Source organism: Pararhizobium sp., assembly GCF_965279435.1.
In the GTDB taxonomy this organism is placed as follows: Bacteria; Pseudomonadota; Alphaproteobacteria; order Rhizobiales; family Rhizobiaceae; genus Pararhizobium.
On record NZ_CBDIHY010000003.1, the window covers coordinates 2,913,313 to 2,923,580 of the forward strand.

Sequence of the window (10,268 nt, forward strand, 5' to 3'; positions counted from 1 at the left end):
TAGAGGCTGTTTGCTGCGGTGCAAGGGAAAAGCGGTTGCCGTGCACAGGTGCTGGCTTTGGGGCTCAAAAGCTTGACTCAAGCGCCAGGAATGTGAATGGAGAGGAAAAAGCCTATGCCTGCCTTATGTTTGCCGGCAAAGAGTTGGAATGAAACGGCGTGGCTGGACCGCGCATGACGAGGAAAAACCTCATGGCAATTGCATTCACATTTCCAGGACAGGGCAGCCAGGCGCTCGGCATGGGCAAGGATCTGGCTGATGCCTTTCCGGAAGCCGCCGCTGTCTTTGCCGAAGTCGATGACGCGCTCGGCGAAAAGCTCTCTGACATCATGTGGAACGGCCCGGAAGAAACGCTGACGCTGACGGCCAACGCCCAGCCTGCGCTGATGGCGGTGTCAATCGCAGCACTCCGGGTCCTGGAAGCAAAAGGCCTCGACCTGAAGTCCAAGGTTTCCTATGTTGCCGGCCATTCGCTCGGCGAGTATTCGGCGCTCTGTGCCGCCGGCACGTTTTCGCTGGCGGACACGGCGCGGCTGTTGCGCATTCGCGGCAATGCTATGCAGGCGGCCGTTCCCGTTGGTAAAGGCGCGATGGCAGCGATCATCGGGCTTGAGCACAGCGATGTACAAGCCATCTGCGATGGCGTCGGCGAAATCGGATCCTGCCAGATTGCCAATGACAATGGCGGCGGCCAGCTGGTGATTTCGGGCGAGAAGGCGGCTGTCGAAAAGGCTGCGGCGCTCGCTACCGAAAAGGGCGCCAAGCGCGCCATCCTTCTGCCGGTTTCCGCACCATTCCATTCGACGCTGATGGCGCCGGCAGCCGATGCCATGCGCGCGGCGCTGGCAACCGTTGCCAAGCATAATCCGGCCGTGCCGCTGATCGCCAATGTGCGCGCAGCCCCGGTGACGGATGCGGGCGAAATCGCCACGCTGCTGGTCGAGCAGGTCACCGGTCAGGTCCGTTGGCGCGAAACCGTCGAGTGGTTTGCCGCCCATGATGTGATGACACTGTACGAGATCGGTTCCGGCAAGGTGCTGACCGGTCTTGCGCGCCGCATCGACAAGACAGTCACCGGCATTGCCGTCAATTCCCCCGCCGACATCGACGCGGCGCTTCAAACTTTGCTCGGCTGAGCCGAACCCAACAAGGACCCAAGACCATGTTCGATCTGTCTGGCCGCAAGGCCCTCGTTACCGGCGCATCCGGCGGCATTGGCGAAGAAATTGCCCGTATCCTGCACGCGCAGGGCGCCATTGTTGGCCTGCACGGCACCCGCGTCGAAAAGCTGGAAGAGCTGGCCAATTCGCTCGGCGAGCGCGTTCACCTGTTTCCGGCCAATCTGGCTGACCGCGATGCCGTCAAGGCGCTCGGCGAAAAGGCCGAAGCCGAGCTTGGTGGCGTCGATATCCTCGTCAACAATGCCGGCATCACCAAGGACGGCCTGTTCGTGCGCATGAGCGACGAAGACTGGGACGCCGTCATCGAGGTCAACCTGACCTCGGTCTTCCGGCTGACCCGTGAGCTGACCCATCCGATGATGCGCCGCCGCCATGGCCGCATCATCAACATCACCTCGATCGTCGGTGTCACCGGCAATCCCGGCCAGGCCAATTACTGTGCCGCCAAGGCTGGCATGATCGGCTTTTCCAAGTCGCTCGCCCAGGAAATCGCTACCCGCAACGTCACGGTCAACTGTGTCGCTCCGGGCTTCATCGAAAGTGCGATGACCGGCAAGCTCAACGACAAGCAGAAGGACGCCATCATGGGCGCCATTCCGATGAAGCGGATGGGAACCGGCGGCGAAGTGGCCTCGGCGGTTGCTTATCTGGCTTCGAATGAGGCCGGTTACGTCACCGGACAGACCATCCATGTCAACGGCGGCATGGCAATGATCTAATCCCTTGGCACGGGCTGTCAAAAGCCTGTGCCGCCACGTTTTCGCGTCAATCGGAGGTGTGGGGGCGAAATACCGGGAATTGCATGTTGACCAAGCCATTGCCGGAGATTTTCGGACTTTGCGACAGACTTAAACCGTGTTAAGCGGGCCATGACTGTGCGCAGTCGATCGGAAGATATGCGGTATACGCTGGCTTTGGCAGGCGTGGTTTGCCCGCTTTCGATTGAAGGAATTGCCGGGCGGATCGTCTTGATCTTTCAGGCGTTAATAGGGTACCGATGTCAGAACGGCATCGTTGAGAAAAACAAAGGTCGAGGAATCCGACATGAGCGACGTAGCAGAACGCGTAAAGAAAATTGTTATTGATCATCTTGGCGTCGATGCCGAAAAGGTTTCGGAAGGCGCGAGCTTTATCGACGATCTGGGCGCTGACTCGCTCGACACCGTCGAACTGGTCATGGCATTCGAAGAAGAGTTCGGCGTCGAAATTCCCGACGATGCAGCGGATTCGATCCTGACGGTCGGCGACGCTGTCAAGTTCATCGAAAAGGCACAGGCCTAATATCAGGCCGTGTTGGGGCGGGCCGCTTTGCGGCCCGCCTTTCGTCCCTCTCAGGGACTGTCTCCCCATTTCGGGAGGAAAAAGCGTGATCAAGGAAAGCCTGATGGCTTCCGTACCTGAGATCACGCGGTACAGCATCACGGAAAAGGATGTACGGATCCGGTTTTTTGCTTAAGGGTCCGGTCCGGTTCTGGAACGAACAGGCAGGATGGATCACGGGCATGAGACGTGTCGTTATCACCGGTACCGGCATGGTATCTCCCTTGGGCTGCGGAACTGAGATATCCTGGTCGCGGCTGATCGCCGGCGACAACGCTGCCCGCAAAGTCACTGAATTCGAAGTCGAAGACCTCCCCGCAAAGATCGCCTGCCGTCTGCCTTTTGGCGATGGCACCAATGGCACGTTCAATCCCGACAACTGGATGGAACTGAAGGAACAGCGCAAGGTCGATAGTTTTATCATCTATGCAATGGCTGCCGCCGACATGGCGCTTGCGGATGCTGGCTGGCATCCGAAGACCGACGAAGACCAGATCGCCACAGGCGTGATGATCGGTTCGGGTATCGGCGGTCTCGAAGGCATCGTCGAAGGCGGCATTACGCTGCGTGACCGCGGCCCGCGCCGGGTGTCTCCCTTCTTCATTCCGGGCCGCTTGATCAACCTTGCCTCCGGCCAGGTATCGATCCGCCACAAGCTGCGCGGCCCCAATCATTCCGTCGTCACCGCCTGCTCCACGGGTGCCCACGCCATCGGCGACGCGGCGCGCTTCATCATCATGGGCGATGCCGATGTGATGGTCGCCGGCGGTACGGAATCGCCGATTTCGCGCATCGCGCTGGCCGGCTTTGCCGCCTGCAAGGCCTTGTCGACGCAGCACAACGACGATCCGACCAAGGCATCGCGCCCCTACGATCAGGACCGTGACGGCTTCGTCATGGGTGAGGGTGCCGGTATCGTCGTTCTCGAAGAACTCGAACATGCCAAAGCGCGCGGCGCCAAGATCTATGCCGAAGTGGTCGGTTATGGTCTGTCCGGCGATGCCCATCACATTACCGCGCCGGCAGAAGATGGCGACGGTGCCTACCGGTGCATGCAGATGGCGCTGAAGCGCGCCGGCCTCTCGGCATCCGACGTCGATTACGTCAATGCTCACGGCACCTCGACCATGGCCGATACGATCGAGCTTGGCGCCGTCGAGCGCGTCATGGGCGATCATGCGGGCAAGGTGTCGATGTCATCGACCAAGTCGGCGATCGGTCACCTGCTCGGTGCTGCCGGTGCTGTCGAGGCGATTTTCTGCGCGCTGGCGATCCGCGACAATGTCGCGCCGCCGACGCTCAACCTCGACAATCCTTCGGTCGAAACCAAGATCGACCTGGTGCCGCATGTGGCGCGCAAGCGCGAGATCAACGTCGCCCTGTCGAATTCGTTCGGCTTCGGCGGCACCAACGCCTCGCTGATTCTACGCCGCTACGCCTGATTTGGACGCAACGGGCCTGCCGGATGGCGGCCCGTCACCAACGCCGGCATCGCTAGCGTACCCCGCAAGCACGATAATTCTCCCACTATCGTGCTTTTGCCGCATTGCTCGGTTCAAACATGGCATATGGACGATTGCGACTGAGCCGGTATCGTCAGCATGTGGCTTTGTAACCATGCTGACACAAGGCCAGAGGCGTACTGTCGCTATAATCGTGACAAGGTGATTCTCATTCCTGCTTCTCTTCTGGAGTTCGCATCAGGAATGGAGACGTGCATGATGCGAATTCCAGACCCAGGACACCAGTGAACGACGCAAACGAAAACAACGCAGCGCCTTTCGGCCGCAACGAGGCGGGCAATAACGGCCCGATCATCCCGAAATCGGCGAGCGAAGCTCTTCGTCCGGAAAAAGTACCGCAGCCGCCCAGGCGGTCGCGCAAGGCAAAAAGCCAGGTCGTTATCTTTCTGAATTTCCTGATGACCGTGATCGTCTGTCTGACCATTGCAGCAGCCGGGACGGTTTATTATGCGATGTCCGCCTATGAGGACAACGGCCCGCTGACGGCCAACACCAATTTCATTGTGCGCAACGGTGCCGGCATCCAGGAGATCGCCAGCAGCCTCGAGCGCAACAATATCGTCTCCGATGGCCGCGTCTTCCGCTTCATGTCGGAAGCCTATCTCGAGGACAACGATACGCTGAAGGCCGGCGAATACGAGATCAAGGCCGGCTCCTCGATGCAGGAGATCATGCAGCTCCTGAAATCGGGCAAGTCCATCCTCTACTCGGTGTCGCTGCCGGAAGGCCTGACCGTCAAGCAGATGTTTGCCAGGCTGAGCAGCGATCCGGTTCTTGAAGGCGACCTGCCTGCGCAGATCCCGGCTGAAGGCACGCTGCGCCCGGATACCTACAAGTTTTCGCGCGGCACCAAGCGGGCGGAAATCGTCACGCAGATGGCTGCAGCGCAAAAGCAGCTTGTCGATCAGATCTGGGAGAAGCGTGACCCGGACCTGCCGATCGCCAACCGCGACGAATTCGTCACCCTGGCCTCGATCGTCGAGAAGGAAACCGGCATTGCCGACGAACGCTCACGCGTCGCTTCCGTCTTTATCAATCGCTTGGAAAAAGGCATGCGGTTGCAGTCCGATCCGACGATCATCTACGGGATTTTTGGCGGCGACGGTAAACCCGCCGACCGGCCCATCCTGAAGTCGGACCTCGAGAAGGACACGCCTTATAACACCTACCTGATCAAGGGCCTGCCGCCGACGCCGATCGCCAATCCGGGCCGGGCAGCACTTGAAGCGGTGTCCAACCCGTCGCGCACATCGGACCTCTATTTCGTCGCCGACGGCACGGGCGGGCATGTGTTTGCCACGACGCTCGACGAGCACAACAACAATGTCCGCCGCTGGCGCAAGATCGAGGCTGAAAAGGCCGCTGCCGCAAAAGCGACCGAGACGGCACCAGCCCAGCAATAACTGGGCTTCCATCAGGCTTGTGGATGACACGGCTCCGGTACGCTTGACCCTTGCGGTTGACTGTCCCGGGGCCGTAAACATTCATGATCAATTCAATGTTCCGCAGCCGGCTTCGCTTTGTTGAGCGCGGGCACCGCTGGGGCCGGAGGACGAGACGATGCCGCTGCAATCCATGACCGGATTTGCCCGCCGCGAGGGCACCTGCGGACGCTACCGCTGGGCGTGGGAACTACGCTCGGTCAACGGCAAGGGCCTCGACCTGCGGCTGCGCCTGCCGACGGGCACCGAGCATCTGGAGACTGACGTCCGCAAGCTGGCGGGCGAGTGTTTTTCGCGCGGCAACATGCAGGTCAATCTCAGTGTCAGCGCCAGCGAAGCGGGCGTCGAGCCGGTGATCAACCAGGGTGCGCTTTCTGCCGTCCTGTCGCTGCGCGAGCAGTTGCGCGATGTCATCGATCCGTCACCGCTTCGCCTTGATACGCTCTTGTCCATTCGCGGCATCGTCGACTTTCGCGAGCCGGAGGAGCAGGAAGGGGAGCGCGCCGCCCGCGACGGCGATATCCTCGCCGGACTGCGGCAGGCGCTGGCCGATATGACGTCGATGCGCGAGCGCGAGGGCGTGGCGCTCTACCGGGTGTTGCTGGAGCAGATCGACAGGATCGAGATGCTGACCGGCGAGATCGAGGCGGACCCGTCACGCAGCGTCGCTGTCATCACTGTCCGTCTTGCCAGCCAGATCGCCTTGGTGATGGACGGCGGCTCGAAGGTCGATCCGGACCGTCTCTATGCCGAGGTGGCGTTGTTGGCGGCAAAGGCCGATATCCGCGAAGAGATCGACCGGCTGCGCACCCATGTTACGGCTGCCCGCGACCTTTTGAAAAAAGGTGGGCCAGTTGGCCGCAAACTCGATTTCCTTTCCCAGGAATTTAACCGCGAATCAAATACCATCTGTTCCAAGTCGAATTCCGCTGCGGTCACCACCGCCGGGATCGAACTGAAGGTCGTCATCGACCAGTTCCGTGAACAGGTCCAAAATCTGGAGTGACCCCGTGAGCCAAACCCCTACCAAAGCCATCCAGCGCCGCGGTCTCATGCTGGTGATCTCGTCGCCTTCGGGGGCGGGCAAGTCGACGATTGCGCGCAATCTGCTCGAATCGGATCCGCATATGAGCATCTCGGTCAGCGTCACGACGCGCAAGCGCCGTCCGAGCGAGATCGACGGACGGCATTATTTCTTCAAGTCGATCCGCGAGTTTGAGGGATTGCGCCAGACCGACGCGCTGCTGGAATGGGCCGAGGTTCACGGCAATTTCTACGGCACGCCGCGCGACGCCGTCGAGGCCGCCATGTCGGAAGGGCAGGACATGCTGTTCGATATCGACTGGCAGGGCGCCCAGCAGTTGCAGGAAAAGATGGGCGGCGATGTCGTCTCGATCTTCATCCTGCCGCCAACCATGGCCGAACTGCAGTCACGCCTGCACCGACGCGCCGAAGACAGCGAAGAGGTCATCGCCACGCGGTTGGCCAATTCGCGTTCCGAGATCGAGCACTGGCTGGAATATGACTATATCGTCGTCAACGAGGACCTCGACAGCGCCTTTGCGTCCGTGCAGGCCATCGTCGAAGCGGAACGCCTGCGCCGCGACCGCCGGCCCGGGTTGTTCGAGTTCGTCAATGGGTTGCTGACGGAAACGCCGAAGCTCGCTTGATCAACCGATGGACTAAGCTATCGTTTGAGGGGAGCGTGCGGCCCCCTCTCTCTTCTCCCCAGCGGGGAGAAGGTGGCCCGTAGGGCCGGATGAGGGGGCGGCAGGTTCTGAACTCGCGGAGAGCCTCATCGCCTCGCTATGCTCGGCACCTCTCCCCGCAGGGGAGAAGAGGAAGACCGGAGCTGCCATCAAAGGCAGTTCGCCAACCTGCAAAATTCTTCCACCGACAACGTTTCGGCGCGGCGCTTCGGGTCGATCTCCGCCCTGGCCAGCAAGGCTTCGCCGCCGATCGACTTGACGCTCTGGCGCAGCATCTTGCGGCGTTGGCCAAAGGCAGCCATCGTCACTTTTTCGAGGTCTTCGGCCAAGCAAGGGATCGGGTTTTCAATCGGCTCCAGATGAACCACGGACGAGGTGACCTTCGGCGGTGGCGAGAAGGCCTGTGGCGGCACGTCGAAGGCCATGCGGGCGTTCGTGCGCCAGCCGCAGAGCACGCCAAGGCGGCCGTAATGATCGTCATCGGCATCGGCAACGATGCGCAACCCCACCTCGCGCTGGAACATCAGCGTCATCGATTGGTAGAATGGCGGCCATGCCTTCGGCAGGAGCCAGTTGACCAGAAGCTGCGTGCCGACATTGTAGGGCAGGTTGGCGATGATCTTGACCGGGCCAGCGGTCACAAGGTCCTCGAACGATGTCTTCAGCGCGTCGCCCTCGATCACCTCGAGACGGCCGGGATAGAAATCGGCGATTTCGGCGAGCGCCGGCAGGCAGCGGCCGTCGCGCTCGATCGCAATGACTTTCTTGGCGCCCAGCGACAGGATGGCGCGAGTGAGGCCGCCGGGACCTGGGCCGACCTCGATCACCGTGACCCCGTCCAGCGGACCGGCGGTCCGGGCGATCTTCTGGGTGAGGTTGAGATCAAGCAGAAAATTCTGGCCGAGCGCTTTTTTCGCGTCGAGCCCATGGCGCGTTATGACATCGCGCAGCGGCGGCAGGCCGTCGATCGCCGCCATCAGTTTTCCCCTCGTGCGGCGTTATCGGCCAATTGCTGTGCCATCCGTAGCGCTGCCAGCAGGCTGTCGGCGCGGGCAATGCCCTTGCCGGCAAGACTGAACGCCGTGCCGTGATCCGGCGATGTGCGGATGAACGGCAGCCCAAGCGTGACATTGACGCTGTCGTCGAAGCCGAGCGCCTTGGCGGGGATCAACGCCTGATCGTGATACATGCAGATCGCCACGTCATAGGTGGCGCGGGCGCGATCGTGGAACATGGTGTCGGCGGGCAGGGGACCGGTAATGTCAACACCTTCGGCTTTCAACCGTTCGATGACGGGACGGATGATCGCATCGTCTTCCAAGCCAAGAGCGCCATTCTCGCCCGCATGCGGATTGAGACCGGCAACGGCGATGCGCGGAGAGGCAAGACCAAAGCGGTCCTTGAGGTCCCGCACGGTAATGACGCAGGTTCGGTAGATCAGGTCGGCGGTCAGCTGTTTAGGCACATCCTTCAGCGGGATATGGATCGTTACCGGGACAGCCATCAGTTTCGGGCCGGCGAGCATCATCACCGGAAGCAGCGGCTCGCCGGTCACACGTTCGCCAAGATTGGCGAGAAATTCGGTATGGCCGGGAAATCTGAAGCCGGCGTCGTAGAGTACGGATTTGGCGATTGGATTGGTGACGATGGCAGAGGTCGAGCCGTCCATCGTCAACCGCACGGCGGTTTCGATGGCGCCGGTGATCGCACCGGCATTGGCGGAATCCGGCATGCCCGGGGTGACCGGGACAGCGCAGGCCACCGGTAAAACCGGCAGCGCGCTCTCAAAAATGGTGGAAGCCTCGGCGCAACTCGTCTCGCGGATCACGATGTCGTGGCCAAGAACGCGGGCGCGCTGCTGCAGGGCTGCGGGATCGCCGATCAGAATGAACGGCGGCGTCTGCAAGCTCTGCCTGTTCATCCACAGGTCAAGGCTGATGTCGAGGCCAATCCCGGCGGGATCGCCCATTGTCAGGGCGAGCGGCCTGTCGCGCGTCGGGCTCATGCTGCTTAAGTTACTTTTCAATGATCTGCGCGCGCTTGCGCAGTTCCTCGATGTAACGCTTGCTGTTTGGGTCGTCACCATCCTGCTTCTTGCCGAGATCCTCGGCGCGGAACACGATTTCGGCAGCCAGGTCGTCGGAGACTTCGCGCTTCCTGCAGATGCCGAGATATTCGACGCCGCGTTCGGTGACGCGGGTTGCGGTTGTGTTGCTGTCGCCGGCCTTCTCGATCAGCGGCTTCCAGTCGCCTGGAAGTTCCTGCGCCATCATCCGGCCGAGGTTGCGGATCGACACATCGCGCATCGTGGCGGCAAAGACTTTTGCCTGCTCGCAGCCCGGATATTTCGAACGCGACGCGTTGGCTTCGGCCTGGCGCTTGCCGATGATGGCGTTGCGCTTGGCGGCGGGCACGACGAAGATCACCTGCTGCAGGAAATATTCCGTCGTCACCGGCTTGGTGCCACCGGCTTCCTGCATGCGCCGGACGAGGTCCTCGTTCGACAGCCGTCCGCCACCACCGCCGCCGAAGCGGGCGTTGACGACACGCGGCCAGCTCATGGCAACGGCAACATAATTTCTGAAGTGATCGATACCAACGCCTGCCTGGTCGAGGACCTGCGACAGCTGTTGAACGGAGAGCTTGTTGCCAGCGGCGAAACGCCCGACGGCGCCTTCGACTTCGGTGGTGCTGACGGAGGCGCCGACGCGCAGGACTTCTTCGCGCTTGAGGGCTTCATCGATCATCTGCTCGCGTGCAGCGCCCGGGCCACCGCTTTGCCTCTGCAGGCGCATGAAAGCGGCGCGCTTGGCAATGTCGCCGGATGTGATCGGTGCACCGTTGACGACAGCAACAACCTTGCTCGCGGCATATGTGACCGGCGCGGAGGAAAGCGCCAAGCCGCAGGCAAGGATCATTGCCGAAACCGTGCGCGTGATCGAAAGCTTCCCGCCCATTCTTTGTCCTTTTCATTTTCCACCGGACATCGCGTATCCGGGGCCATGATCTTCATGCCAAGCGCCATCATCCTGCGCATTTCTGCGCATCAAATGCATAATACATGCGGCCGAACAATGACAAGACCTGCCGTCC

10 protein-coding genes are annotated in these 10,268 nt (G+C 61.3%); 7 read left to right on the forward strand and 3 right to left on the reverse strand.

What is annotated here, in order from left to right; translation table 11 throughout:
- The first annotated feature begins 191 nt into the window (after positions 1-191).
- The 7 genes from fabD to gmk all read left to right on the forward strand — a co-directional run bounded on the left by fabD (position 192) and on the right by gmk (position 7,136).
- On the forward strand, positions 192-1,136 hold the full coding sequence (gene fabD / locus ACQY8Q_RS19760) for an ACP S-malonyltransferase (RefSeq protein WP_428428121.1): 945 nt from the start codon (positions 192-194) through the stop codon (positions 1,134-1,136).
- A gap of 26 nt (positions 1,137-1,162) precedes the next feature.
- On the forward strand, positions 1,163-1,900 hold the full coding sequence (gene fabG, locus ACQY8Q_RS19765; RefSeq protein ID WP_428428122.1) for a beta-ketoacyl-ACP reductase: 738 nt from the start codon (positions 1,163-1,165) through the stop codon (positions 1,898-1,900).
- A gap of 325 nt (positions 1,901-2,225) precedes the next feature.
- On the forward strand, positions 2,226-2,462 hold the full coding sequence (locus ACQY8Q_RS19770; protein WP_018327362.1) for an acyl carrier protein: 237 nt from the start codon (positions 2,226-2,228) through the stop codon (positions 2,460-2,462).
- Between the two features lie 221 nt (positions 2,463-2,683).
- A complete protein-coding gene (fabF, locus tag ACQY8Q_RS19775) occupies positions 2,684-3,943 on the forward strand; it encodes a beta-ketoacyl-ACP synthase II (RefSeq protein WP_428428123.1) in 1,260 nt (419 codons plus the stop codon).
- A gap of 305 nt (positions 3,944-4,248) precedes the next feature.
- Positions 4,249-5,427 carry an endolytic transglycosylase MltG gene (gene mltG / locus ACQY8Q_RS19780; protein ID WP_428428124.1) on the forward strand — a complete coding sequence of 393 codons (1,179 nt, stop codon included), beginning with the start codon at positions 4,249-4,251 and terminating at the stop codon, positions 5,425-5,427.
- Between the two features lie 157 nt (positions 5,428-5,584).
- On the forward strand, positions 5,585-6,472 hold the full coding sequence (locus ACQY8Q_RS19785) for a YicC/YloC family endoribonuclease (RefSeq protein WP_428428125.1): 888 nt from the start codon (positions 5,585-5,587) through the stop codon (positions 6,470-6,472).
- A 46-nt stretch (positions 6,473-6,518) separates the two neighbouring features.
- A complete protein-coding gene (gmk, locus tag ACQY8Q_RS19790; RefSeq protein WP_428429828.1) occupies positions 6,519-7,136 on the forward strand; it encodes a guanylate kinase in 618 nt (205 codons plus the stop codon).
- A gap of 188 nt (positions 7,137-7,324) precedes the next feature.
- On the opposite strand, the gene rsmA is transcribed toward gmk, so the two are convergent.
- The 3 genes from rsmA to ACQY8Q_RS19805 are packed head-to-tail and all read right to left on the reverse strand — an operon-like array spanning position 7,325 to position 10,132.
- Positions 7,325-8,152 carry a 16S rRNA (adenine(1518)-N(6)/adenine(1519)-N(6))-dimethyltransferase RsmA gene (gene rsmA / locus ACQY8Q_RS19795; RefSeq protein WP_428428126.1) on the reverse strand — a complete coding sequence of 276 codons (828 nt, stop codon included), beginning with the start codon at positions 8,150-8,152 and terminating at the stop codon, positions 7,325-7,327.
- A complete protein-coding gene (gene pdxA, locus ACQY8Q_RS19800; RefSeq protein WP_428428127.1) occupies positions 8,152-9,180 on the reverse strand; it encodes a 4-hydroxythreonine-4-phosphate dehydrogenase PdxA in 1,029 nt (342 codons plus the stop codon). The genes rsmA and pdxA overlap by 1 nt, the downstream gene beginning before the upstream one ends.
- Before the next feature lie 10 nt (positions 9,181-9,190).
- Entirely contained in the window at positions 9,191-10,132 is a 942-nt protein-coding gene (locus ACQY8Q_RS19805; RefSeq protein WP_428428128.1) for a peptidylprolyl isomerase, read from the reverse strand.
- Positions 10,133-10,268: the final 136 nt, after the last annotated feature.

What these genes read in the sequence shown, in the direction of transcription:
- fabF (WP_428428123.1), top strand. Translation starts at nt 2,684, where the DNA reads ATGAGACGTGTCGTTATCACCGGTACCGGCATGGTATCTCCCTTGGGC.
- fabD (WP_428428121.1), top strand. Translation starts at nt 192, where the DNA reads ATGGCAATTGCATTCACATTTCCAGGACAGGGCAGCCAGGCGCTCGGC.
- fabG (WP_428428122.1), top strand. Translation starts at nt 1,163, where the DNA reads ATGTTCGATCTGTCTGGCCGCAAGGCCCTCGTTACCGGCGCATCCGGC.
- ACQY8Q_RS19805 (WP_428428128.1), bottom strand. Translation starts at nt 10,132, where the DNA reads ATGGGCGGGAAGCTTTCGATCACGCGCACGGTTTCGGCAATGATCCTT.
- pdxA (WP_428428127.1), bottom strand. Translation starts at nt 9,180, where the DNA reads ATGAGCCCGACGCGCGACAGGCCGCTCGCCCTGACAATGGGCGATCCC.
- rsmA (WP_428428126.1), bottom strand. Translation starts at nt 8,152, where the DNA reads ATGGCGGCGATCGACGGCCTGCCGCCGCTGCGCGATGTCATAACGCGC.
- ACQY8Q_RS19785 (WP_428428125.1), top strand. Translation starts at nt 5,585, where the DNA reads ATGCCGCTGCAATCCATGACCGGATTTGCCCGCCGCGAGGGCACCTGC.
- ACQY8Q_RS19770 (WP_018327362.1), top strand. Translation starts at nt 2,226, where the DNA reads ATGAGCGACGTAGCAGAACGCGTAAAGAAAATTGTTATTGATCATCTT.
- gmk (WP_428429828.1), top strand. Translation starts at nt 6,519, where the DNA reads ATGCTGGTGATCTCGTCGCCTTCGGGGGCGGGCAAGTCGACGATTGCG.